The 22956-nt window shown below is 69.3% G+C and carries 24 protein-coding genes; 6 read left to right on the forward strand and 18 right to left on the reverse strand.

All coding sequences use genetic code 11. The features are described 5' to 3' along the window. Positions 1-45: 45 nt before the first annotated feature. From C475_RS20390 to C475_RS20400, 3 genes are all read left to right on the forward strand, one after another. Positions 46-780 (forward strand): YkgJ family cysteine cluster protein, encoded by a 735-nt coding sequence (locus C475_RS20390; RefSeq protein ID WP_006885800.1) that lies wholly within the window; start codon positions 46-48, stop codon positions 778-780. Positions 781-885: 105 nt separating this feature from the next. Continuing rightward, a complete protein-coding gene (locus tag C475_RS20395) occupies positions 886-1281 on the forward strand; it encodes a TRAM domain-containing protein (protein ID WP_006885801.1) in 396 nt (131 codons plus the stop codon). A 220-nt stretch (positions 1282-1501) separates the two neighbouring features. After that, positions 1502-1753 carry a DUF7123 family protein gene (locus C475_RS20400; RefSeq protein WP_006885802.1) on the forward strand — a complete coding sequence of 84 codons (252 nt, stop codon included), beginning with the start codon at positions 1502-1504 and terminating at the stop codon, positions 1751-1753. A gap of 94 nt (positions 1754-1847) precedes the next feature. Here the strand turns inward: C475_RS20400 and C475_RS20405 are convergent, their stop codons facing one another. The 4 genes from C475_RS20405 to C475_RS20420 all read right to left on the reverse strand — a co-directional run bounded on the left by C475_RS20405 (position 1848) and on the right by C475_RS20420 (position 5123). Beyond that, a complete protein-coding gene (locus tag C475_RS20405) occupies positions 1848-2450 on the reverse strand; it encodes a winged helix-turn-helix transcriptional regulator (RefSeq protein WP_006885803.1) in 603 nt (200 codons plus the stop codon). Between the two features lie 215 nt (positions 2451-2665). Continuing rightward, positions 2666-3886 carry an SPFH domain-containing protein gene (locus C475_RS20410; RefSeq protein ID WP_049931087.1) on the reverse strand — a complete coding sequence of 407 codons (1221 nt, stop codon included), beginning with the start codon at positions 3884-3886 and terminating at the stop codon, positions 2666-2668. A gap of 97 nt (positions 3887-3983) precedes the next feature. Further along, positions 3984-4613 (reverse strand): NfeD family protein, encoded by a 630-nt coding sequence (locus tag C475_RS20415; RefSeq protein WP_006885805.1) that lies wholly within the window; start codon positions 4611-4613, stop codon positions 3984-3986. 72 nt (positions 4614-4685) lie between these two features. Next, positions 4686-5123, reverse strand: coding sequence for a hypothetical protein (locus C475_RS20420; protein ID WP_006885806.1), 438 nt, complete (start codon positions 5121-5123; stop codon positions 4686-4688). A gap of 267 nt (positions 5124-5390) precedes the next feature. Between C475_RS20420 and C475_RS20425 the strand changes: the two genes are divergently transcribed. Both C475_RS20425 and C475_RS20430 read left to right on the forward strand, forming a co-directional pair. Further along, entirely contained in the window at positions 5391-6155 is a 765-nt protein-coding gene (locus C475_RS20425) for an ABC transporter ATP-binding protein (RefSeq protein ID WP_006885807.1), read from the forward strand. 103 nt (positions 6156-6258) lie between these two features. Then, positions 6259-7884, forward strand: a complete 1626-nt coding sequence (locus tag C475_RS20430; RefSeq protein ID WP_152436558.1) for a hypothetical protein — start codon at positions 6259-6261, stop codon at positions 7882-7884. A gap of 24 nt (positions 7885-7908) precedes the next feature. On the opposite strand, the gene metG is transcribed toward C475_RS20430, so the two are convergent. The 8 genes from metG to C475_RS20470 all read right to left on the reverse strand — a co-directional run bounded on the left by metG (position 7909) and on the right by C475_RS20470 (position 14915). Next, positions 7909-10011, reverse strand: a complete 2103-nt coding sequence (metG, locus tag C475_RS20435; protein ID WP_006885809.1) for a methionine--tRNA ligase — start codon at positions 10009-10011, stop codon at positions 7909-7911. Between the two features lie 316 nt (positions 10012-10327). Then, positions 10328-11005 carry a LiaF transmembrane domain-containing protein gene (locus C475_RS20440; protein ID WP_006885810.1) on the reverse strand — a complete coding sequence of 226 codons (678 nt, stop codon included), beginning with the start codon at positions 11003-11005 and terminating at the stop codon, positions 10328-10330. A 124-nt stretch (positions 11006-11129) separates the two neighbouring features. Next, positions 11130-11432, reverse strand: a complete 303-nt coding sequence (locus C475_RS20445; RefSeq protein WP_006885811.1) for a hypothetical protein — start codon at positions 11430-11432, stop codon at positions 11130-11132. A 196-nt stretch (positions 11433-11628) separates the two neighbouring features. Beyond that, positions 11629-11916 (reverse strand): ArsR/SmtB family transcription factor, encoded by a 288-nt coding sequence (locus tag C475_RS20450; protein ID WP_006885812.1) that lies wholly within the window; start codon positions 11914-11916, stop codon positions 11629-11631. A 123-nt stretch (positions 11917-12039) separates the two neighbouring features. Continuing rightward, positions 12040-12609: a YqaA family protein gene (locus C475_RS20455; RefSeq protein WP_006885813.1), complete on the reverse strand. Its 570-nt coding sequence runs from the start codon at positions 12607-12609 to the stop codon at positions 12040-12042. 70 nt (positions 12610-12679) lie between these two features. Continuing rightward, positions 12680-13729: a tyrosine decarboxylase MfnA gene (gene mfnA / locus C475_RS20460; protein WP_006885814.1), complete on the reverse strand. Its 1050-nt coding sequence runs from the start codon at positions 13727-13729 to the stop codon at positions 12680-12682. 54 nt (positions 13730-13783) lie between these two features. Further along, a complete protein-coding gene (locus tag C475_RS20465) occupies positions 13784-14524 on the reverse strand; it encodes a DICT sensory domain-containing protein (protein ID WP_006885815.1) in 741 nt (246 codons plus the stop codon). After that, a complete protein-coding gene (locus C475_RS20470; RefSeq protein ID WP_006885816.1) occupies positions 14514-14915 on the reverse strand; it encodes a DUF7344 domain-containing protein in 402 nt (133 codons plus the stop codon). Before C475_RS20470 ends, C475_RS20465 begins: the two co-directional genes overlap by 11 nt. 190 nt (positions 14916-15105) lie before the next feature. Here C475_RS20470 and C475_RS20475 point away from each other — a divergent pair, with 190 nt between their 5' ends. Beyond that, on the forward strand, positions 15106-15849 hold the full coding sequence (locus tag C475_RS20475; RefSeq protein WP_006885817.1) for an SDR family oxidoreductase: 744 nt from the start codon (positions 15106-15108) through the stop codon (positions 15847-15849). A 15-nt stretch (positions 15850-15864) separates the two neighbouring features. On the opposite strand, the gene C475_RS20480 is transcribed toward C475_RS20475, so the two are convergent. From C475_RS20480 to C475_RS20500, 6 genes are all read right to left on the reverse strand, one after another. Further along, on the reverse strand, positions 15865-16806 hold the full coding sequence (locus C475_RS20480; RefSeq protein WP_006885818.1) for a cupredoxin domain-containing protein: 942 nt from the start codon (positions 16804-16806) through the stop codon (positions 15865-15867). A 247-nt stretch (positions 16807-17053) separates the two neighbouring features. Next, positions 17054-19369, reverse strand: a complete 2316-nt coding sequence (gene ppsA / locus C475_RS20485; protein ID WP_006885819.1) for a phosphoenolpyruvate synthase — start codon at positions 19367-19369, stop codon at positions 17054-17056. A 208-nt stretch (positions 19370-19577) separates the two neighbouring features. Beyond that, complete coding sequence (locus tag C475_RS20490; RefSeq protein WP_006885820.1) at positions 19578-20495, reverse strand: PhzF family phenazine biosynthesis protein; 918 nt, start codon at positions 20493-20495, stop codon at positions 19578-19580. A gap of 439 nt (positions 20496-20934) precedes the next feature. Beyond that, positions 20935-22116: a tubulin/FtsZ family protein gene (locus tag C475_RS20495; protein ID WP_006885821.1), complete on the reverse strand. Its 1182-nt coding sequence runs from the start codon at positions 22114-22116 to the stop codon at positions 20935-20937. Positions 22117-22439: 323 nt separating this feature from the next. Next, positions 22440-22571 (reverse strand): hypothetical protein, encoded by a 132-nt coding sequence (locus C475_RS25210; protein WP_006885822.1) that lies wholly within the window; start codon positions 22569-22571, stop codon positions 22440-22442. Positions 22572-22655: 84 nt separating this feature from the next. Then, entirely contained in the window at positions 22656-22949 is a 294-nt protein-coding gene (locus tag C475_RS20500; RefSeq protein ID WP_152436561.1) for a hypothetical protein, read from the reverse strand. Positions 22950-22956: the final 7 nt, after the last annotated feature.

Here is a 22956-nt window from a genome sequence, read left to right on the forward strand (position 1 = left end):
CCGCGCTCGCGACGCGCTTTTGGCCGTCGGGCCGGTAGCCCGTCCATGGAGAGTCTCGAAGCCGAGCGCGAGCGGGCCGAGGCCCTGGACGTGTCCGAGTTGGCCGACGCCATCGAGACGATCGGCTTCGAGTGTACGCGCTGTGGCGCCTGCTGCAAGGCCGTCGAGGGCTGCGAGAGCGGGGCCCAAGACACGGAGGGCGACGGCGCCGAGACGGGGGGCGGTTCCGCGGGTGGCGACGCCGAAGGACACGACCACACCGCGACGGTCTTCCCCGACGAAGTACGCGAGCTACAGGAGACAGAGGACTACGACTGGCGGGACGTGGCGCGACCGATGCCCTACGGACTCGTCGAGGGCGAGGATGGGCCACAGGGCGAGACCCTCGAGTGGGCGCTGCAGACCGACGACTGCGGCGACTGCACGTTCTACGCCGAGGACGGCGACGGCGTCGGCGCCTGCACGGTCCACGACGACCGCCCGCTGGTCTGTCGGACCTATCCGTTCAGCGTCGCGCTGGGCGGGACGAGCCAGCCGATGGGCGAGGCCGTCGACGAGGCGGGGATGGTCCGCGCCCACGAGTGCGAGGGGCTGGGGCGGGACATTCCCCGGGCGGAGGCCGAGGAGCTGGCGCGGGCGCTCAAGGAGCGGGCGGTCAGGGAACTCGACGAGGCGGTCGCCGTCCGTGACGGCTACCGGCCGGTCGAGCGCGACCCCGGTGAGGTAGTCGTCTTCGACTCGGAGGGCCCGAAGCGACCGGACGGGTCGGCGATCGAGTGAGCGTAGGGATCGCCCCGAATCGGGCTTCGCACAGCGTTTTTCGAGGATCGGGCTGGCATACTTTCATAAAACAGGGGTTCTATGACCCACTCGGAGGTCTACATCGTGGAAATCTCAGATAAGCTGCTGTGTCTGTTCAGTGCGGACGTGTCGGACGACGGCGACCGGTACGTCGTAGAGGTGCCGAAACGGGAGATCGAGACGGGGGCGGTCGAACCGGGGGAGACCTACCGCGTCGCGCTCATCTCCTCGGAGGTGGAACGGGCCGAAGACACGGACGAGGACAACGTCCCCTCGGAGCCCCAGCCGCCGGTCGAGCCCGGCGAGATCCGCTACGTCGAGATCGAGGACATCGGCAAACAGGGCGACGGCATCGCGCGCGTCGAGCGCGGGTACGTCATCATCGTTCCCGGCGCCGACGTGGGCGAGCGCGTCAAGGTCGAGGTCACCGAGGTCAAGTCCAACTTCGCCGTCGGCGAGATCATCGACGAGGATCTGTAGTTCTCTCGGGGCCACCGCCCGTCTCGTGTCCCGCCGCGACAGCGGCCGCTGTCGCGACCCGACGCTGGTACGGCCGGTTAACCAACGGCACCAACTACCCCACAGCGGCGCGCCGTAGGCCCACGTTACGACCACACGTGAGCGGGGTAATCGCAAGAGGGCGCCGGGCTTTACCGATCGTACCAAACCCGCTTTAGGGGAACGGTACCTGCCTCGTAGTATGAGCGCGACCACCGCGAGCGCGACGGGCGAACAACTCACCCTCACCGAGAAGCAGCGCCGGATCCTGGAGTACCTCCGGGACAACGCCGAGACGCAGACGTACTTCAAATCGCGGCTCATCGGCGACGAACTCGACCTCTCGGCCAAGGAGGTCGGGTCGAACATGACCACTATCCAGAACAGCGACACCGACCTCGACGTGGAGAAGTGGGGCTACTCCTCGTCGACCACCTGGAAGGTCACGGCGTAAGCGAACTCTCTTTCGCGCTTTTTCACACCGTCAGCGACGGCTGTGGCTGGACGATGCGTAGTTCTGCCCCGCGGGCCATTCGGGCCCGAACCGTTCAGGGGTCGTAGGTAACGATGTCGTCGGCGTCGGCGGCCAGCTCGCGGGCCCCGGGGCCGAAGGAGTCGGCGTGCTGGACGAGCAACAGGAGCAGCGTCTCCGGACGTTCGAGCCGGTAGCCGTCCTCGCGGGAGAGCAGGTCTGCCTCCTCCAGCTGGCTAGCGTACTTGCTGACGGTGGGCGCGGAGACGCCGAGCTCCTCGGCGAGGGCGGTGCCCGACGCCTCGGGGTCGCGCAGGAGCGCGACGACCATCCCGCGCGGCGTCTCGCGCCGGAGGTAACCCAGCGCTACCCGTTCGAACTCCGAGAATCGGCCGGCCGGGAAGTACCGCCGGTACTCGCCGTCTTCCCGGCTCTCGACGGCGCCGTCGCGTTCCAGCCGCCGGAGGTGGTGCTGAGTCTCCCCCGTGCCGAGCTGCAGGTCGTCCCGGATCTTCGAGAAGTGCGCGCCGGGCGTCGCGGCGACGTACCCGAGCAGCGCGTCGGGCGCGTCGCTGTCGCTCTCCTTCGCGAACCCGACGAACGGACTGGTCGCCCCCAGTGCAGCGAAGCGACGGAGCGTCGCCCGCTTGCTCTCGTCGACATCCCCCTCTCGCGCCATTATGGGTCTTTTGGCGGTGGGGTGGTAAAACGGCTTCGGCTACTCGAAGCGACCGCCCACGGGCCGCCGAGAGCCGCTAAGGGCGGCGAAATCGGACGAAAGAGTCGTTGATAGAGAGATAACAGACGAGCGAACGGTACGTATCCGGCTGGGAAGCGATCGGAACCCGAAGCGGGAGGCGGTACGGGCTCCGGACCCGAACGGACAGGGAGGGCTTACTCCGTCTCGGTCTCGGGTTCGCGCTCGCCGTCGGTGCTGGCGCCGCCGCTCCCGTCACCGCCGGGACCGCCCACCGGGCTCCCCGAGGGGTCCATATCCGAGTCCATCTCTTCGATGACCTCGTCGGGGTCGCGGATGTTCGTCGCGTCCTTGCCTTCCTTGATGGCCTGGGCCTCCTGTTCCATCTCCTCGACGTCGACCTCGGCCTCCTCGTCGATCTGCCCGAGGATCTCCTCGATGTTGTCGAGACCGATGAGTTCGCGCGTCTCGGCGTCGAAGTTGAGGCTGTCGAGTTCGCTCTCGCCGTTGGCCTTCGCCATCTCGTTGACGTCGCTGCCCGAGAGGTGCTTGCCGTACCGCCCCACCAGCGAGGTGAGTTCCTGGGGCATGACGAACGTCGTCGACTCGCCCTGGCCGATGTTTTCGAGGGTCTCCATCCCCTTGTCGATGATGGCGCGCTCGCCCATCGACTCGGCGGATTTCGCGCGGAGGACCGTCGAGATGGCGTCACCCTGCGCTTCGAGGATCTGCGACTGCTTTTTCCCCTGGGCGCGGACGATGTCGGACTGCTTCTCACCCTGGGCCTGCTCGATGGCCGAGCGCCGTTCACCCTGCGCTTCGAGGATCATCGCGCGGCGTTTGCGCTCGGCGGAGGTCTGTTGCTCCATGGCCTGCTGGACGTCCTTCGAGGGGTTGACCTCGCGGACCTCGACGCTCTCGACGCGGATGCCCCACTCGTCGGTGGGCTCGTCGAGTTCCTTGCGGATCTTGGCGTTGATCTCCTGGCGCTTGTTGAGCGTGTCGTCCAGTTCCATGTCGCCCAGCACCGCCCGCAGCGTCGTCTGGGCGAGGTTCGAGACTGCCTTCTTGTAGTTGTCGACCTCGAGGAACGCCTTCTTGGCGTCCATGACCTTGATGTAGACGACGGCGTCGGCGGTCACCGGCGAGTTGTCACGGGTGATCGCCTCCTGTCGGGGTACGTCGAGGGTCTGGGTCCGCATATCGAAGGCGTAGGTCTTCGAGACGAACGGCGGCACGAAGTTGATACCGGGTTCGAGCAGCTTGCGGTACTCGCCGAAGACCGTCAGCGCCCGCTTCTCGTAGGCGTTAACGATCTCCACCATCTGGTACACCATCACGACCGCGAGCAGCAACAGGATCACCGCTACGATCGGAAGGGCTCCTCCGAGGCTCTGCAACACTGGTACGGGGATCATGCGTTCAAACTTCGCACCACCCCATCAAAAGTGTTGGGTCAACAACCACAGATGCCGGACCGCGGTACGGCGATCGCGGGGGGAGTCGCCCGTCGGCTCAGGCCGGGTCGGTCTCGAACTCGCGTTCGTCGTCGCGGTCCCCGGAGCGAGAGTCGTCGCCGTCGGCCGAACCGTCCGAGTTCCGCTGGCGTTCTCGCGCGAGTTCGCGGTCGATCTCGTCGACGCCGCCGGTCAGCGGTTCGACGGTGACGACGTTGCCGCCGCCGGGGTCGACGACCATCACCTCGGTGCCCTCCTCGATCTCGCCGTCGACGCTCCGGGCGCGGTAGTAGGGGTTGAACCCGCCCTCGTCGAGTTTCACCTCGCCGCTCGTGTCGGTGATCCGCTCGGTGACGCGACCGGTCTCGCCGCGCAGCGAGTCCGAGTCGCTGGTCTGGGGACCGCCCTTGCCGCCGTAGAAGTCGAACTGCCGGTAGACGTAGAAGGTGCCCGCCCCCGCGGCGAGGACCAGTCCGGCGAGGATGAGCGGCGCGAGCACGCCCAGTCCGGGGGGAAGCAACAGGCCGACCAGTCCGGCGACCAGCAGGGCCACTCCGAGGACCATGAAGTGTGCCCCGGGGGCGAACGCTTCCGCGATAGTCAGCGCCGCGCCCGCGAGCAGGAGGAACAGCGGGAGGTTCGCTCCGATCCACGTCAGGACCGAAGTCTGTCCGATCCACTCTATCATACCGGAGATTTGGTCGCCTGCCCGAAAACACTTCTGCTCACGTGGATCTCGTGGTCGAGCGCCGGGACGCCGTCAGAACCGGACGAACACCGCGTAGACGACGGCCGTGACGGCCGTGACGCCGAGCGTGACCGCGCCGATCGTCCTCGGCGTCAGTTGCGTGACGACGCTGGCGAGCACCAGCAGGACCAGCAGGGCGCCGGCGGCGACGAACACCGCGCTCTCCAGGCTGGGCGTGTCCGACTCGACTGCCAAGTCAGGGGTCACCGACCCGGCGACGTTACCGCCGCCCTCGCTTTCGCCCTGCCCGTCGCCGTCGGAGTCGGAGTCGGATTCCGTGCCGCCGAACGCGACGGTCGGGCCGTCGTCGTCCTCGTCGCCGACGGTCACGTCCCACTCGTTGCTCTCCCCGTCGAGCGTGTCGGCCTCCTCGACGTCGCCGGTGTCGTCGCCCACCTCGTCGACGGAGAAGCGCCACTCCTCCTCGTCGTCCCCGGCCTCGTCTGCCATACCCGTCATAACGGTCGGCCACCAATAGGGCTTGTCGTCGCGGGCGCGTAGCGCGCTCTCCTATCCGATCCGGAACAGAAACCTGCTTCGCCAAGATTTTTTGAGCCCGGGCGTCACTCGTCGGAGTATGCGAACCTGCCCTCCAGCAGAGCGGTTGCCGCCGCAGTGCGGACCGACCGCCACCCGACCGTGGTGCGGCATCGATGGCGAACCAGTGGCGCGCGGTGCGGGCCGCGTCCGGCCCGCGAGTCGCGGAGGTGACGGACGGTGACCGACCAGGCCATCGTCGCCGACGGGCTCACGAAGCGCTACGGCGAGGAACTGGCCGTCTCGGGCCTGTCGCTGTCGATCCCCGCGGGCGACGTGTACGGCTTCCTCGGGCCGAACGGTGCCGGGAAGACGACGACGATGCGGATGCTGACCGGGCTGACCCAGCCGACCGACGGGACCGCGACGGTCGCCGGCGCCGCCGTCGACGAGCGCCCGGCGCTGACCGAGCGGATCGGCTACCTACCCGCCGACCCGCCGGTGTTCGACGAGCTGACCGGCCGCGAGCACCTGCGATACGTGGCGCGGCTCCACGAACTCCCCCCAGAGGAGGCCGGCGAGCGGATCGACGACATGCTCGCGCGGTTCGACCTGGCGGACGACGCCGACCGCCGGGTCGGCACCTACTCGACGGGGATGCAGAAGAAGGTCGGCGCCATCGCCGCCCTGCTCGGCGACCCCGAGGTGGTCTTCCTCGACGAGCCGACCAGCGGACTCGACCCCCGCGCGGCGCGGACGATGCGCGACACCGTCGCCGCCGTCGCCGAGCGCGACGTGACCGTCTTCCTCTCCTCGCACGTCCTCTCGGTCGTCGACGAGCTCGCCGATACCGTCGGTGTCATCGACGACGGCGAACTCGTCGCCGAGGGGGCCACGGAGGAGCTGAAACGACGGGCCCGCGACGACGGCGAGGCCGACCTGGAGACCGCCTTCCTCGACATCACGGAAGAGGCACATGCCCCCGACGAACGAGTCGAAGCCTGAGTCACCGCGAGGGGTGGAACGTGCCCCTCCCTCGTCGAACCGGCGCGGGCGGTTCCCGTCGCCGTCGGTCAGCGCGACCGTCGCCCGCGTCGAGTTGCGGCGGATGTTTCGACGGGTCCGCGCCCAGGACGTGTGGCTGGCGCTGGTCGTTCTGGGGTCGCTCGCCGCCCTCGCGATGCTCCCCATCGCGTTCGACGCGGCCAGCGCCTGGGGCGCGACGCTGGCGAGCGGCGATGCCGCCCCCGCATCGACCCTCTCCCTGCTGGTCGCCAGCGGCTGGGTGTTGGTCCTCGCGATGGGCGTCGTCGCCGGTGTCGGCTCCTACGGCGAGATCGACGAACCCGCGGGGATGTTGACAGTTCGGCCCCCGAAGGACGTCGCGGGCGGGCTGCTCCTGATGAACGCCGTCGGTTACGTCCCGTACGTGGTCGTCCCCTTCGGCGTCGGGTTCGCCGGCCTGGCCGTCGGCGCGGGCACGCCGCTGGTGCTGCTCGGAGGGGTCGCTGCGACCGCCGCCCTGCTGGCCAGCGCGATGGCGATCGGCTACCCCGTCGGGCTGGCGCTGAAGGGCGCCATCCATCGGTCGAAGTGGCTCTCGCGGCTCAAACCGGTCGTCGGTGCGGTCGTCGTGGTCGCGTACTTCTGGGTCACGTTCGCCGGGCGCCTCCCGGCGCTCGTCGACGCGCTGGAGCCGGTGTTGCGCGGCCCGCCGCTGGCCTGGCTGAGTGATCTCGCGCTGGTCACGACGCCGGGCGCCGACGCCTCGCCGCTCGGCGCCGCGGCCGCGCTCGGACTCTCGGTCATCGTCGTCCCCGTCGGGACGCTCGCGACGGTCCGTGCCGCCGAGTTCGCGTGGTTCGCCGACGAACAGCGCGACAGCGGCGCGGAGGCCGAACCCGGCGAAGGGTCGAGCGCCGCCTCCGGGACGGGCACGCCGACGGGGTCGACCCGACTCGGTGACGTCCTCGGGCTCGTCTGTCGTCGACAGGGCACCGCGGGCGTCGCGGCGACGACGCTCGTCCGGGCCTACCGGGCGCCGCTGCAACTGCTGTTCGCCGCGGTGCCGCTTTTGTTCGCGCTCCCGATGGCCGAGGGCGCCCTCGCGAGCGGGACGGTCCCGTCGTACGCGCCGTGGTTCGCGATGCTGTACGGCGCGTGGGTGGCCGGCGTCGCCGCGCCGCTCAACCTCCTGGGCAACCAGGGCGCGACTCTCCCCGGCCTCCTCACTTCCCGCGCGAGCGGCCGCGAGGTCGTCCACGGACACCTCCTCGCCGTCGTCGCGCCGGTCGCACCAGTCGCCGCGGTACTCTCGGGCGCGGCGGCGCGCGCGACCGGGCGCTCGACCGCCGAGGCCGTCGGCTTCGCGGGACTCGCGCTGGTTGTCGTCGCCGGTGGCGCGGTCGTCGCGGCCGCGCTCGGCGCACGGTTCCCCCGGTTCGACGGCATCGACGTGACCGCCGACCGGACGGCGACGCCCCCGAGCAAGGTCGCCTTCGCGCTGTACTCGATCCTCGCGAGCCTCGGCGTCAGCGCCGCCGGCGTCCTCACCGACGAACTCTACCGGGTCGTGATCCACTCGCTGCTCGCCCCCCGACTCCCCTTCGGCCTCTCGCTGTCGGTCGGCGGGCTCGAACGGGTCGCGCTCGGGGTCGCTATCGCCCTCGTTGCGGCCGTGCCGGTGGCCTACGTCCTCGCGGTCCGGCGGGTGAGCGGCTACTATATCGAGTGAAAAACGGCGGCTCCGCGTCCGACGTTACCGGATCTTCGTGCCGGGCTCGGCGTCGCCGTGGGTCGTCAGCAGGTCGGCCTCCTCGCCCGCCGCGAGCACCATCCCGTTGGACTCGACGCCGAACAACTCGGCTTTCTCCATGTTCGCAAGCAGGACGACCTTCTTTCCGGGGAGCTCGTCGAGGTCGTGCAGCTGCTTGATGCCGGCGACGACCTGCCGGGTCTCGACGCCGATGTCCACTTCGAGCCGGGCGAGCTTGTCCGAGTCCTCGATGGGCTCGGCGGTCTCGATCCGCCCGACGCGGATGTCGATCTCCTCGAAGTCGTCGAAGCCGATGCGGTCCTCGGCGAGGGCTTCTACGTCCATACCTCCCTCGTCGCTCTCGGCGGCCTCGTCGGTTTCGGTTCCCTCGTCTGCGTCGTCGGCCTCGGCGACTTCCTCGACGCGCTCGTCGAGCTTTCGGTTGAGTTCCTCGACGCGTTCGGCCTCGATCTTCTCGAACAGCTCGCTGGGCTCGCCGAAGTCGGCCGGCGGCGCTTCCAGCGCGGCGTCGAGGGTCGCGTCGGCGACCGATCCGTCCTCCTCGAGCTGCTCCCAGAGGCGCTGTGCGGTGTCGGGGGTCGCCGGGTAGACGAGGACGGCGACCGCCTTGGCGACCTGGACGCAGTCGCGGACGACCGGCGCGGCCTCGTCCTCGTCGAGGTTCCACGGTTCGTGGCGCTGGATGTACTCGTTGCCGAACCCGGCCAGCTGGACGGCCGCCTGCGTGGCCTTCCGGACGGAGTAGTCGTTGACGGCCGCTTCGAACTCCTCGGTCGCCGCCTCGATGCGCTCGCGGACCTCGCTCGACACGTCCACGTCGGGCGTGCCGCCGAAGTTGCGCTCCGCAAAGAGGAGCGAGCGGTAGGCGAAGTTGCCGACGTTGCCCACCAGCTCGCCGTTGACCCGCTCGCGGAACCGGTCCCAGGAGAAGTCGATCTCGTCCTGGAAGCCGCCGACGGTGGTAAGGTAGTATCGCAGCGTGTCCGGGTGGAACCCCTCGTCGAGGAACTCGCGGGCCCAGATCGCGCGATTCCGGCTGGTCGAGAAGGCGTCGCCGTCGAGGTTCATGAAGCCGCTGGCGACCACGGCGCGGGGTTCGTTGTAGTCGGCGCCACGGAGCATGGCCGGCCAGAAGACGGTGTGGTGCTGGATGATGTCCTGGCCGATGATGTGGACGATCTCGCCGCCGTCGGGGTGGTCGTCGGTGCCGTGGTTCTTCCAGACGGCCTCCCAGTCGTACTCGTCGGCCCCGACGCGTTCGGTGTACTGCCTGGTCGAGGAGACGTACTCGATGGGCGCGTCGACCCAGACGTACAGCACCAGGTCCTGGCCGCCCTCGTCGCCGGGGTAGTCGACGCCCCAGTCGAGGTCGCGGGTGATACAGAGGTCTTCGAGTTCGCCCTCGATCCACTCGCGGGGCTGATTGCGGGCGTTGTCGGTACCTTCGAGGCGGTCGAGAAAGCCCTGCAGGTACTCCTGGAAGTCCGAAAGTGCCAGGAACTTGTGCTCGCGAGTGCGGTACTCGGCGGGGTTGCCGGTGACGGTGCTGACGGGCTCCTCGATCTCGCCGGGTTCGAGGTGGCGCTGGCAGCCGTCGTCGCACTCGTCGCCGCGGGCGTTCGCGCCGCAGTGGGGACAGGTCCCCTCGACGAAGCGGTCGGGCAGCCACTGGTCGGCGTCGGGGTCGTAGGCGACCTGGATCTCCTTCTCGTGGACGTGGTCGCCGTCGATCCACGACTCGACGAACGACTTCGTCATCGCCTGGTTCGTCTCGTCGTGGGTGTGACCGTAGTTGTCGAACTCGATATCGAAGCGGGGGAACGTCTCCTCGTACTGCTCGTGATAGCCCAGCGCCAGCTCCTCGGGGTCGACGCCCTGCTCGGCGGCCTGGACGGCGATCGGCGTGCCGTGCATGTCGGACCCGGAGACGAAGGCGGTCTCCTGGCCCAGCGTTCGCAGCGCCCGCGAGAGCACGTCGCCGCCGACGTACGTCCGCAGGTGGCCGATGTGCAGGTCGCCGTTGGCGTAGGGCAACCCGCAGGTCACGACCGCGGGATCTTCCGTGGGAAAGTCGTCGTGGCTCATACTACTCGATACCTCCAGTCGGCTCTTTAACGCGGTGATTCGCTGTCATCGTCGGATCGTGTCGTTCGGGGGCCCGGACTCGCCGCTCGAGTCCCGGACTCGTCTGTCGGATCTCGGTCGCAATGGTGGGTCGAATGCCGGCGTTCCCCGCCCCGCGCCGGCCGGGCCGTCCGGCCCGACTGGGGTATGAGCCCGCGACGGTGCGGTGGGTCCACCCGGCGCTAGAAAGGACTGTGCATACGCATACGGCGGGTGGACAGAACTGTCATCTCACGCTTCACTCTGGCGCCTCGTCGGATAAATGTTGCCGTCGGAGTCAGTCGTCGACGGCGACGCCGCCGAAGAAGGCGAAGCCGGTGACGACCAGGTCGACCTCGTCGTGTTCCTCCGCGCGGCGGGGCCGTTCGTCCTCGGCGGCGCCGAACAGCGGCAACACGTCGACCCGGACGTTCCACTCGCGGGGGACGATCAGGTCGACGCCGCCGAACAGGGCGCCGGCGTTGACCGTCGCCGGTGGGTGCTCGACGACGGCGTCGCGCAGGTCGAGTTCGACGCCCCCGAACACGGCGGTCAGGTCGGCGCCGTGGAACGTCTTCGAAGTCGAGCGTTCTGTGCGGCCGCCGAAGACGGCCACCGAGGTGAGGAAGTCCGACTCGCGAGCGACGGCGCGGGCGCGGTACTGGCCGACGATCAGCGAGAGGCCGAACAGGACGAGCAGGACCGGCCACAGCGAGAACACCGTCTCGGCGGCGAGGTAATCGAGCGCGACAAGTTGCCAGCCGGCGGCGACCAGCACGACCGCCAACGGGCCGACGAGGTTGCGGAACCCGCTCGCGACGATGGCGAACAGGCCGACCAGCACGAACAGCGACGGGACGTAGACGAGCAGGCGGCCGGTGTCGTAGACGCCGGTCGTCCGAGCGAGTAGGACGAGCCCCAGCAACACGACGACGACGCCGACGAGGATCTGAGAGGTGACGCGACGGTACTCCATACAACTACTACGATCGGTGACACGATAAAGCCCGCCGAGCGCGTGGGTACCACGCAGGTAGGTCGTGGGTTCGCGGTGACGAGGAGGCAACCGGGGCGGACCGGTCGGGTGGGACGACCCGCGGTCACTCCCAGGTGATCTTCACGAGGAAGGCGAGCGCGAGCAGTTCGAGGACGTTGAGCGCCATCATGCCGCGCTGGGCGACGGGGGCGGCCGAGTAGACCCAGCCGTGGAAGGTGCCGTGGAAGAAGAGCAGATAGACCGCGAGCAGGTTCTCCGCGAGGAGGAGACTGCCGAAGACGAGCAGGCCGAGGGTGTGGCTGGCGCCGTAGGCGCGGTAGTTGCGCGCCCAGACCGCGGTCAGGCCGAGCAGGAGCGCGACGTTGCCGACCACGGCGAGGCGGGCGGCCTCGAACCACAGTGTCATCGCTGAATCACTCCTTTGGGACGCGCCCGCAAATAGGCTGTCCAAATTGTCTCCGGACTCGGCGAGCCGGTCGGTCGCCGGGTCGCTCGCGGTCCCGCGGCCGGCGGTCGGTCGTTCGGCGGGTCGTCGGTCGCGGGTTCGTCGTTCGGCGGGTCGGTCGGCGGATCGCTCGGTCGGCTGTCTGTCGGTCGTTGGGTCATGAATCGTCCTCCAGAACGGTCCCCAGGACCTCCTCGACGGTGTCCCAGTTGGCGCGACACTGCTCCGTGGGCAGGTAGACGGCGCCGTAGTCGTCGCCGCTGGCCTCGACGACGTTGTTGTCTTCGAGCACCTCCAGGTGGTGGCGGACGGTGGTGTAGTCCAGGTCCAGGTCCCCGGCCAGCTGGTTGGCGTTGCGCGGTCGCTCGTCTATCGCACGGAGGATGCGCGCCCGGTTCTCCCCCCCGCGGGTGCTGGCGAACACGTACCACAGCACCCCTTCCATTACCCCGAAGTGACCCGGACACCTTGTAAGCGCACCGGCGGCGGCGAGGTACGGTGAACGGGACGATCCGCGGTGGCCCCGCGGGGGCAGATACCGGGCGGCGGGCCGCCGGTCGCGACCCGTTCACAGGCTCGCGACCCCGCCTCGGACGACGACGATCCAGACGAGGAAGCGGCCGACGCTCCCGACGAAGGTGGCTGCGGCGAACTTCAGGTAGTCGTCTTCGAGGACGGAGAAGGCGTACACGGAGAGGGTGTCGGGGAAGGCGGGGACCGATAGCGCGAGCGCGAGGCCGGCGTAGCCGTACTTTTTCGAGAGCTGGACGACCTTCGACTGGGACCACTCGATGACGTCGAACCGCGAGCGCCGGAGCCACCTGACGACGGGCCCGGATTCTTTGGCCTCCTGTCCGATGTGGAACGCGAAGACGCTCCCGCCGGCCTTCCCGATGCTGGCGACGAGGACGACCAGCGTCAGGTTCGCCCACAGGGGCAGCCCGAGTCGGAGCTGGTCGGCCAGCGGGAGGACGATCTCGGAGGGCAGCGGGAGGATGAACGTGATCAGGAACGAGTAGACGAGGACGATGAACAGGCCCGGGGGGCCCGTCGCGGTGCAGACGGCCTCGACGAGGGTCCCGGAGGGGTCGCTACAGGTACTGCCCAACAGGAGCGCGGGGACCTCGACGGGGAACACGACCGGCGGTAACGCGCGGGGTATCGTAAGCTTTCATATTTGCCCTACGTACCTCGGTGTCCGTCGAGGCTCAGTACCAGTCGAGGTCGGCGACAAAGGAGCGCAGCATCGAGCGGGTGACGTGTGGCATGCAGACGACGCGCATCTCGTCGGCGCCGGTCTTGGCGACCCGCCAGCCCCGCGAGCGCAGTTCCTCCGTCATCGGCACCGACAGGTCGGCGGCCACCAGCGGCAGGTCCGGCTCGACCACGTCGTGGCCCCGGGCGGCGAGCTGGTCGGCCAGCCACTCGGCGTTGGCCATCGACCGGTCGTACTGCTCGCGGTAGCCCTCGGGCCACAGCGCCTCCATCGCCGCGACGGCGCTGGCCACCCCGGCGCCGCTGCGGGTCCCGGTGAGCGTCACCTGCGACGTGGACTCGAGGTAGGGGGTCCGGATCGCGAGTTCGTCGAGCAGCGACCGGTCCCGCACGAGCAGGCCGCCGGCGGGGATGGCGGCCTGGCCCATCTTGTGGGGGTCGATCGTCAGCGTGTCCACGTCGGTGTCCTCGAAGTTCCACTCGTGGTCGGTAAAGGGGAGGACGAACCCGCCCCAGGCGGCGTCGACGTGACAGAGCGCGTCGACCTCGTGGGCCACCTCGGCGAGTTCGGGGATGGGGTCGACGTAGCCGTACTCGGTCGAGCCGGCGACGCCGACGACGCAGACGGTGTCGTCGTCGACGAGTTCGGCCATCGCCTCGGGGTCGGCCCGGTGGCCGGTCGTCGGAGCGGTGCGGTACTCCACGTCGAGGATATCGGCGGCCTTCGTGAACGAGAAGTGCGCGCTCGCGGGCGCGACGACGTTGGGGTCGTCGGTGTCGGCGCGGTTGCGGGCGATCCGGACGGTCTGGATGTTGGCCTCCGTGCCGCCGCTGGCGACGTACCCCTCCGGGTCGGGGTGGCCGGTGACCTCGCCGAGCAGGTCGACCGCGCGCTCCTCCAGCGCCGCGACGCTCTCGTAGGTGCCGGGGTCGCCGGGGTTGGTCGCGAGGAATCGCTCGGCCGCCTCCCGAGCCGCGGGGTGGGGTTCGGTACACATCGACGACAGGACGCGCTCGAAATCCTGCGGCTCGGCCAGCTGCATACCAACGAGCAAGGGAGCGACTCGTTTAGCTCCTGCGGTGTCGGAACCGGTCGTTCACGGGGTCGAGCCGGCCACGTCGTCGAGGTACGCCGTCAGGTCGTCGACGACCCCCGGGTCGTAGGTCACGACGCCGACGTAGGTCCCCGGGGATTCCTCCTCGGCGATCATCGCGCACTTGTCCGCGTCGTCGCCGCCGCCGTCGAAGGCGACGACCCAGAAGTCGCTGATCTCTCCGGTCTCGTCGCGACGGATATCGACGCCGTCGATATCCGGCGGCCCCCAGTCAGGGTCGCCGTATACCGTGACCGAAAGGTCCGTGGTCCCCGCGAGGTGCTCGTACGTCGAGACCTGCTTCTCGAAGGCCGACAGCGCCTGAAAGGTCGCGTAGAGTCTGCCTCGACCGTTCCGCCAGGCGCGGTCCTCGATCTCGCGGGCGGTCGCCACCATCTGGTCCCTGTCGCCCATCTCGAAGGACGTGCCCGAGAGCAGCGCCACCAGGTCGTGGTAGGCCGACGCCGCAGCGGTCGTGTCCCACGGCGCGTCGTCGGGCGGGTCGCGCAGTTCGCCGAACGCCGCCGCGGAGATGGCGCCGAGATACTCGCCGCCGCGTTTGACGACCAGGTATCCCGACGACTCGGGGATCGGCAGCGACTCGTGGACCAGCTCGGCGTCGAACCGGTCGAGGACGCCCGTCAGGTCGTCGTACGGTTCCGGGCCGAAGGTCGTGACCGTTTTCGACGGGCCCCGCGCGCGGCCGCGCAGTTCGCGAAGCGGCGGCTCGTCCTCAGCCGCCATCGTCCGCTCCCGCGTCGCCGGTCGCAGCGAGCAGTCGCTCGAGGTCGACGGCCGCGTCGGTCGTGTCGGCGGCCAGCGCCGCGTCGACCACCGTCTCCCCCGCCGACGAGAGCCCGTCGAACGTGACTCGCCCCTCGTCCGGGTCGTAGTCGACCAGTCCGGCCGCGTCGAGCGTCGGCAGGTGGACGTGGTGGAGCCCGACCCGGACGTCGTCGTGGGTGACCGGCCTGTCGGGCCCCGGCCCCGCCTCGGTCCACCCCGTCACCAGGTCCGCGAGCGTCTCCAGCGACGCCGACTCGCGTTCCCGCAGGTAGTACAGGACGACCCGCCTGTCCGGGTCGGCCAGCGCTCCGAACAGGCGAGACGCTCTTCCTCTACGATCATTATTCATAGTTACACTTCCGACCCCGAGGTGAAATATCTATTGGGGGCAGATGTCCGCGTAGGGCTCGAAACGGCTACGTACGGCGGATTTAGCGCCACGTGCGGCCGGGCCCTGGAGTCGCTTCCGAGACGCCACCACCGCCGTTGCGCCGACTCGACTGCCGACACTTATAGCGGCGGCCGTCCTATCGAGCGCTATGTCGAGCGAGCAGTCCCTGGACGGACAGGCAGCGATCGTGACCGGCGCGAGTTCCGGCATCGGCGAGGCGACGGCCCACGCGCTGGCCGAAGACGGGGCCGACGTGGCGCTGGCCGCCCGCCGGGAGGAGCGACTCGAATCGATCGCCGCCGACCTCGAAGACGCCTACGGTATCGAGACGCTGGTCGTCCCCACCAACGTCCGTAGCGAGGACGCCGTCGACGCGCTGGTCGAGAAGACGGTCACGGAGTTCGGCCGCCTCGACCTCCTCGTCAACAACGTCGGCGTCGTCGCCGGCGAGGGCGTCGACGACCTCTCGACGGAGGACTACCGCACGATGATGGAGGTCAACGTCGACGGCTACTTCTTCGCGACCCGGGCCGCGCTGCCCCACCTCCGCGAGACCGCCGGGACCGTCGTCTTCATCGGGAGCTTCGCCGGGCAGTACCCCCGACCGTTCAACCCCGTCTACGCGGCGACGAAGTGGTGGGTCCGCGGGTTCGCCAAGAGCGTCTCCGCCGATGTCGGCGAGGACGACGTGGCTGTCACCACTATCAACCCCGCCGAGGTCCGCAGCGAGTTCGCCAGCGAGAGCGGCGAGTCCTTCGAGGAACGGTTCGAGGAAGGCGAGGCATCGGAACCCACCGAGATCGCCGACGCCGTCCGCTTCGCCGCGAAACAGGACCCGTCGATGGTCTCCGAGATGGACCTGTACCGCCGGGACAAGCTGACGTTCTTCTGAACGGAGGCGGTCGGCTCAGCCACCCGTCTCGGTTCCCGTCTCCGTCGCACCGCCGGGGGTTCCGGTCTCCGTTCCGGCCGTTCCCGTCTCGGTGCCTGGGGTCTCGGTCGCCGTGCCACCGTCGCCCTGGTTCACCGCCAGCGCGCTCCACTCGACGGTCCCTTCGTCGACGACGGTCTCCGGCGCGAGCGCGGGATCGGTGAGCGTCACGCGCGCCAGTCCCGCCGGGCCGACGCGCGGCTCCGGGAGCGCCTCGGGGTCCGCCGTCTCGAAGGCCGCGTCCGTCTCGTCGCCGACGACCACGCGCATCGCCATCCCGTAGACCTCGTGGGGCGAACAGAGGAAGTCGTAGACGCCCGGCTCCGCCAGCGCGAGCAGCCAGTGGTCCGGCTCCGGTCCCTCGCCCTCGTCGGTCGGCGTCCCCGTCTCGGTCCCGGTCTCCCCGGCGTTGGCGCCGGGAGAGACGGTCGCGGTCGGCGTTCCCGTCGCCGCCCCCGTCGGTTCCTCACCGCCTTCGCCCGGCGGGTCGACCATCTCGCCGGGGATGGAGTCGGGTCGATACCCCAACAGCGGCGACGAGACCGGGGCCACGTCCAGGGGCACTCGCCGTCGCATCCCGAACGCGGGGTGATAGGAGACGACGTTGTGGTCGGGGGTGACGAACTCGAAGCGGATCATGTCACCCGGCTCGACGGCCAGCCCGGTGGGCTGGTAGTAGAAATCGGCCGGTCGGTCGGGGTTGGTCGGCGGCCCGGTGGTCAGCGTCTCGACGGTGTGTACCGATTCGGCCTGCTGCACGCGGTCCGCCCCGCTGACCGCACCGACGTCTTCGCCGCCGACTGCTCGCCCGTCTCGCCCGCCGACGACGGCGGTCCCGCCCAGCCCCGCCAGCACCGTCCCCGCGCCCAGCGCCTTCAGTACGCCCCGCCGTGACGAGCCGCGGTTGTCTGGTGTCATCCCGTGCGATCGGTCGCCTCCGGCGAACTTTGTTATCAGCGAGGTATCCGCCCGCTCGCGGCCGAAACGCGGCGCTACTCGTCGCCAGCCGGTCGACGCCGCCCGCCGTCGCGCGAGCGGGAGCCCCGACGCTCCGTCGTATGGGTGTTGTTACCGAACGTCAGGAACGAGCGCCGAGTCGCGGTCGTGAGGGGGGAGCCAGCGGCGAAAACCGTGCTACGTCGGGTGGTATCGCGGTGATACCGGCTCAGCGCACGTCGTCGAGCAGGAGCTTCTGCTCGACGCGCTTGACCTCGTGTTGCACGTCGCGGACGGCGTCGATGTTCGCGGAGATGGAGGTAACGCCCTCGTTGACGAGGTGGTCGACCATCTCGGGCTTCGAGGCGGCCTGGCCGCAGATGCTGGTGGCCACGCCGTGTTCGCGGCAGGTCTCGATGGTCTCGCTGATGAGCTTCAGCACCGAGGGGTGGAGTTCGTCGAAGATATCGGCCACGCGGCCGTTGTTGCGGTCGACCGCGAGCGTGTACTGGGTGAGGTCGTTCGTGCCGAAGGAGACGAAGTCGATGCCCGCGTCGGCCATCGACTCGACGCCAAGCGCGGCGGCGGGCGTCTCGATCATCACGCCCCAGTCGCGCTTGTCGGGGTCGATGCCCTCCTGCTCCATGAGCCGGCGGGCCTGCAACACGTCCTCGGCGTCGTTGACCAGAGGGAACATGATCTCGACGTTGTCGTAGCCCAACTCGAACAGGCGGCGGAAGGCGGCGAGTTCGTGGGCGAAGAGATCCGGGCGGTCGAGGCTGCGGCGGATGCCGCGGTAGCCGAGCATCGGGTTGTGTTCGGCGGGTTCGTCGGCGCCGCCCTCCAGCTGGCGGAACTCGTCGGTGGGGGCGTCGAGCGTGCGCACGCGGACGGGTCGGGGGTAGAACTCCTCGGCGACGCCCCGCACCCCGTCGACGATCTCGGAGACGTACTCGTCGGCGCTGTGGTCCTCGATGTAGCGCTCGGGCGTCTTGTTCGTCGAGAGGATCATGTGTTCCATCCGCAGGAGGCCGACGCCGTCGGCGCCGGTCGCCGCGGCGCGTTCGGCGGCGTCGGGGATGGAGACGTTGACCTTGACCTCCGTCGCGGTCATCGGCTTGACCGGCGCCTGCGGACGGACCTCCTCGACGGGTTCCCGTTCGTCGCCGCCGGTGGCGTCGCCCTGCTCGACGGTTCCCTTGTCACCGTCGATAGTGATGACCTGGCCGTCGTGGAGCGTCTCGGAGCCCTGTTCGGTGCCGACGATGGCCGGCACGCCGAGTTCGCGCGAGACGATGGCGGCGTGACTGGTCATGCCGCCCTCGTCGGTGACGATGCCGGTCGCGCGTTTCATCGCCGGCACCATGTCGGGGGTGGTCATCTCGGCGACGATGATGTCGCCCTCCTCGACCTTGTCGAGGTGGTCGAGCTTCCGAACGATGCGGGCCGGTCCCGAGACGCGACCGGGGCTGGCGCCGATGCCCGAGAAGACGACGTTGCCGTCGCCGCTCGAACCGCCGGATTCGGCGGCCGCGCCGCCGTCGGCGACACCGGCCACGTCACCGACGCCGTTGGAGGCGCCCTCGACCTCCTCGGCGCCCTCGTCGATAGTGGTGATCGGACGGGACTGGAGGACGTACAGCTCACCGTCGGCGATGGCCCACTCCACGTCCTGGGGGTCGCCGTAGTACGATTCGATCTCGTCGCCCAGACCCACGAGGCGGTCGAGTTCCGCCTCGGAGAGAACCTGCTCGTCGCGCTTGTCGTCGGGGACCGGGCGCTCGATCGTCTCGCCGGTCTCCTCGTCGCGGACGTGCATGACCTTCTTGGTGGCGACGGTGGCATCGCGCAGCTCGCCCGTCTCGCGGTCGAGGACGTACTTGTCGGGGGAGACGGCGCCCGAGACCACGGCCTCACCCAGGCCCCAGGCGGACTCGATGATCGCCTGCGGGGCGCCCGTGGTCGGGTGGCTCGTGAACATGACGCCGCTCTTGTCGGCGTCGACCATCAGCTGGACGACGACGGCGATGTTGACCACGTCGTGGGAGAAGCCCTGTTCCTGTCGGTAGTAGATTGCCCGCTGTGTGAAAAGAGAGGCCCAGCAGTCCCGTACCTTGTCGAGCAGGCCCGAGCGGGTGACGTTGAGGAACGTCTCCTGCTGGCCGGCGAAGGAGGCGTCCGGGAGGTCCTCGGCCGTCGCCGACGAGCGGACCGCCACTGAGGCGTTGCCGTCCTCGACGGAGTCGTAGGCTTCGAGGATCTCCGCGCGGATCTCGTCGGGCATCTCGGTCTCCTGGATGAGTTCCTGTGCGCGCTCGGCGGCCCGCGCCAGCGCCTGGGAGTCGTCGACGGAGACGTCGACGGCCTCGAACAGTTCCTCGTCGATACCGGTCTCCTCGATGAACGACCGGTACGTCTCGGCCGTCACGACGAACCCGGGGGGCACCGGCAGACCCGCCGATGTCAGCTCCCCCAGGGATGCGCCTTTACCTCCGACCGAGTCGAAATCCTCGGCCGTAACGTCGTCCAGCCAGAGTAATGCCATGACCGTATCCACAGTGTCGCCGAGGACGCTCAAGAAGTTTCCGGCCGGCACATCGGTAAAAAACTTGCGCTAGAGGCGGTAACGGCGTCGTTATACCGAATATTGTTTCGGTTCCGAGTACCCGTGATACCATCACACGGGCGGCGGCCACGTGCAGTCAGCCGCAGGCCGCCGCTCGCCCCGCGGTCGGTCGCCTCGCCGGACCGGCTCAGGCCTCGATGATGTCGTCGTCGTCGCTCTCGGGAACCGTGAGGTCGCCGTCGAGCGTCGTGACCGCCCGGCCACCGACGCGGGGCGCCGTCTCGCCCTCCTCGCCTTCGCGGGTGTCGACCAGCACCCGTCCCGGACGGTCGAGGAAGTGCCCCTGCTCGAACACGAGCGGGTCCTCGGCGTCGAGCGCGCCCTGGTAGCGCAGATACGCGCCCACCGCGCCGCTGGCAGTCCCGGTGACGGGGTCCTCGGGGATGCCCGCCAGCGGCGCGAACGACCGCCCGTGGAGCGTCGCGTCGCCTTCGAGCGTGTCGAAGGTGAACGCGTACAGCCCTTCGGCGCCGTTCAGCTTGCAGAGCTTCTCGATCGCCGCCATATCGGGGTCGACCGCAGAGAGCTGTTCGAAGTAGCCAACCGGAACGACGAGGAAGGGCAGGCCGGTCGAAGCGCGGGCGATCGGCAGGTCCTCGCCGACCTCCGACAGCGCCGGGGTGTCGAGGCCGAGCGCGTCGGCCGCCGCCTCGATCTCCACGTCGACCTCGCGGACCTCCGGCGGCGACTGCGTGAGCCAGACGGTGCCGTCGGGTTCGACTTCGACGTCGAGGACGCCGACTTCGGTCTCGACGGTGTGGTCGCCGTCGTCGATCGCCCCGCGGTCGGACAGCGACGCGAACGCCGCGACGGTGGCGTGGCCACAGAGGTCGACCTCGCGCTCGGGCGTGAAGTAGCGCAGCCGGTGGTCGGCCTCGTCGCTGGGAAGGACGAACGCGGTCTCGCTGGCGCCGAGTTCCGACGCGATGGCTTCCATCTGGTCGTCGGCGAGGTCGGCCGCCTCGGGGACGACCCCCGCCGGGTTGCCGGCCATCGGTTCCGTCGTGAACGCGTCGACGAGCTGGACGCGACGGGTCTCGGTCATGTGTATCCCGTTGCCTACCTGCACAATAAGATACCGGGTGTGCGTAGTGCGGTTCCATCGAGGCCACCGCGACCGTGTCCAACCGCACTCTCCCTGGTGCCCCAAACAGCGTGAAAGCCCCCGCTCGCTCGTGGCCGCCGCGACTCGCTGCGCGCTTCGCTCCCTGTGGTCGCTGCAGTGCTTACTTCGTCGCGGCGGCCACGAGCGAGCGGCCCCTTTCATTCCCGCCCGCACAGACTGTCCGATCAGCCGACGCAGGTGGGAATAAAAGGGGCGACGCGTTCGACGAACCGCGGGAGTCGAACGCGTCGGGGCTTTCACGCTGTTCGCGGTCTGCGTCATTCCCGCGGTCGGTGCGTCACGCCCGCGGTCGTCGGTCGCGGTACCGGCAGCCTCGTTCCGGGCAAATACCGACCCGGGAACGATCGAAACGACTCGCTCAGATCGGGTCGAGTTCGCCGGAGTCGTCGGTGATGAGGTCGTTGATCTCGTCTTCGCGGGTGTCGGCCTGCTGCTGGATGTTGGACTTGGCGTCGACCGCCTGGTCCTGGAGGGCGTCGATGCGGTCGACCCGCGTGACGTTCGAGAGCAGTACCGCGACCGACAGCCTGTCGGCGCCCTCGCGGGGGTCGTCGCCGGCCAGGATCTCGACGCTGTCGGTCTCGCGTTCGAGCCACTCGCGGGCGCGACGCATCCCCTTCTGGGAGAACTCCGAGGGCGGGCCGGAGACGACGACCAGCGAGCGCTCGGCGGAGTCGATCTCCGCGGGGATGGTCAGGCGGGACTTGACGGCCTTGCGGACGAGGCCGTGGACCTTCATCGTGAGGTCGCTCTCGTCGCGGCTCTCGTCGTGGCCGTTCGTGAACCGGCTGATGAGGCCCTTCTCCTCGCGGGTGCCAGATTCGAGGCCGGAGGAGGAGAAGGCGATGGAGCTGACGCCGCCGGTGGCCAGCGTGCGTTTGACGTCCGAGGAGTCCATGGCGGCCTCGGATATCTGGGAGCCGTCGAGTTCGCCCGCTGCGAGGAGGGTGACGACCCGACGGGCGATCTCCTCGTTGGTGCGGTCGTAGCCCGTCTCGACGGAGTCGCCGTGCTGGCGCCAGGTGTCGTTGTCGAACAGGACGAGGTTCTCGGTGGCCTCGGTGAACGAGGTGAGCGAGCGGGCGGCGTTGAACGCGGGGCGGCCGCCCTCGTCGGCGCTGGGGAGCACGCCCAGCCCGTACACCGGTTCGGCGTAGCGGTCGCTCAGTGTCTCGGCGAGGACGGGCGCGCCGCCGGAGCCGGTGCCGCCGCCGAGGCCGGCGACGACGAGGAAGCCGTCGATGTCGTGGATCGGGACGCCGTCCATCGCGCGCTCGATCTCGTGGTGGTCCTGGCGGGCGATCGTCGCGCCGACCTCGGGGTCGGCGCCCGCGCCGCGGCCCTTGACGCGCTGGTCGGTCTGCCCGATGAGGATGCGGTTGTCGCGGGGCACGTAGTCCAGCTTGGCGAGGTCGATCTCGGCGGAGTTGACCGCGAGCGCGAAGCGACACAGCGACCGTCCCGTATTCGACTCGAACGCGAGCAGTTTGTCCACGACCTTCCCCCCGGCGTTCCCGAATCCGATCACGGCGAGATTCATGGATGCTCGTCCGGCGTGTGTTTCGTTAACTATGAGCCACTTTCTCAGGTCGGTGCGACCGCAACGTCGGCTTACCCCGATTGACTGCCCGCCGGAGGGAAAGCGGATCCGCACGGTACACGCAGGAAACTCGCAACCGACTGGCGACTGGTTCGCGGACAATCGGTAGCGGGCCGCGAGCGACCGGCTCTCGCCCCCTCCCGGGGGCTACCGGACATCCTCAGCCACCGCTCCCCGTCACCCTGCCACGCCGAGAACTACCGCCGGTCGTCCGCTACCGTTCGGTGCCAGCCCCGCACAACCGGTGTGTACCGACGCGGCGCTCAGCGTCGACGCCCGTCTCGTCCGCGCTCGCGTCCGTCCTCGCGGACGTACCGGAGCGCGTCGTAGAAGGCCTCGATGTCGACCTTCCCGTCGGCCTCCTTCAGGCGCTCCCGGAACTTGGTCGGCGTCATGTCTCCTGTTAACACACGCCACTTCGAAGTATAACTGTTTCGACGGGGGGTGGCTGTCGGGTACGAAGCCCCAATCGCGGCGTCTCAGCGGGATTTCCGACGGAGCGCTGCGGCGGTGACGAGACAGCAGAGTCCGAGCGCCAGCGGGACGAGGGAGTTGGTCCGCCAGTTGCAGCCGTCGTACCACGAGAGCGCCAGCGACGGGAGTTCGACGCCGAGGACTCTGACACCCCAGGGGTCGACGCCGACCGCCTCGTAGACGGCGCTGTCGATCCCCGGACACGCCCGCTGGGTCGAACCGCCGACGCGCGCGGTCAGCCCGCAGCAGACGACACCGACGACTACGAGCGCGTACTCGGCGCGGTCGGGGACGTTCACGTCGAGA

Source organism: Halosimplex carlsbadense 2-9-1, from assembly GCF_000337455.1.
In the GTDB taxonomy this organism is placed as follows: Archaea; Halobacteriota; Halobacteria; order Halobacteriales; family Haloarculaceae; genus Halosimplex; species Halosimplex carlsbadense.

Bases quoted from the DNA above. Each gene is read 5' to 3' on its own strand.
- C475_RS20390 (WP_006885800.1), top strand. From the start codon at position 46: ATGGAGAGTCTCGAAGCCGAGCGCGAGCGGGCCGAGGCCCTGGACGTG.
- C475_RS20400 (WP_006885802.1), top strand. From the start codon at position 1,502: ATGAGCGCGACCACCGCGAGCGCGACGGGCGAACAACTCACCCTCACC.
- C475_RS20405 (WP_006885803.1), bottom strand. From the start codon at position 2,450: ATGGCGCGAGAGGGGGATGTCGACGAGAGCAAGCGGGCGACGCTCCGT.
- C475_RS20410 (WP_049931087.1), bottom strand. From the start codon at position 3,886: ATGATCCCCGTACCAGTGTTGCAGAGCCTCGGAGGAGCCCTTCCGATC.
- C475_RS20415 (WP_006885805.1), bottom strand. From the start codon at position 4,613: ATGATAGAGTGGATCGGACAGACTTCGGTCCTGACGTGGATCGGAGCG.
- C475_RS20420 (WP_006885806.1), bottom strand. From the start codon at position 5,123: ATGGCAGACGAGGCCGGGGACGACGAGGAGGAGTGGCGCTTCTCCGTC.
- C475_RS20430 (WP_152436558.1), top strand. From the start codon at position 6,259: ATGTTTCGACGGGTCCGCGCCCAGGACGTGTGGCTGGCGCTGGTCGTT.
- metG (WP_006885809.1), bottom strand. From the start codon at position 10,011: ATGAGCCACGACGACTTTCCCACGGAAGATCCCGCGGTCGTGACCTGC.
- C475_RS20440 (WP_006885810.1), bottom strand. From the start codon at position 11,005: ATGGAGTACCGTCGCGTCACCTCTCAGATCCTCGTCGGCGTCGTCGTC.
- C475_RS20445 (WP_006885811.1), bottom strand. From the start codon at position 11,432: ATGACACTGTGGTTCGAGGCCGCCCGCCTCGCCGTGGTCGGCAACGTC.
- C475_RS20450 (WP_006885812.1), bottom strand. From the start codon at position 11,916: ATGGAAGGGGTGCTGTGGTACGTGTTCGCCAGCACCCGCGGGGGGGAG.
- mfnA (WP_006885814.1), bottom strand. From the start codon at position 13,729: ATGCAGCTGGCCGAGCCGCAGGATTTCGAGCGCGTCCTGTCGTCGATG.
- C475_RS20465 (WP_006885815.1), bottom strand. From the start codon at position 14,524: ATGGCGGCTGAGGACGAGCCGCCGCTTCGCGAACTGCGCGGCCGCGCG.
- C475_RS20470 (WP_006885816.1), bottom strand. From the start codon at position 14,915: ATGAATAATGATCGTAGAGGAAGAGCGTCTCGCCTGTTCGGAGCGCTG.
- C475_RS20475 (WP_006885817.1), top strand. From the start codon at position 15,106: ATGTCGAGCGAGCAGTCCCTGGACGGACAGGCAGCGATCGTGACCGGC.
- C475_RS20480 (WP_006885818.1), bottom strand. From the start codon at position 16,806: ATGACACCAGACAACCGCGGCTCGTCACGGCGGGGCGTACTGAAGGCG.
- ppsA (WP_006885819.1), bottom strand. From the start codon at position 19,369: ATGGCATTACTCTGGCTGGACGACGTTACGGCCGAGGATTTCGACTCG.
- C475_RS20490 (WP_006885820.1), bottom strand. From the start codon at position 20,495: ATGACCGAGACCCGTCGCGTCCAGCTCGTCGACGCGTTCACGACGGAA.
- C475_RS20495 (WP_006885821.1), bottom strand. From the start codon at position 22,116: ATGAATCTCGCCGTGATCGGATTCGGGAACGCCGGGGGGAAGGTCGTG.
- C475_RS25210 (WP_006885822.1), bottom strand. From the start codon at position 22,571: ATGACGCCGACCAAGTTCCGGGAGCGCCTGAAGGAGGCCGACGGGAAG.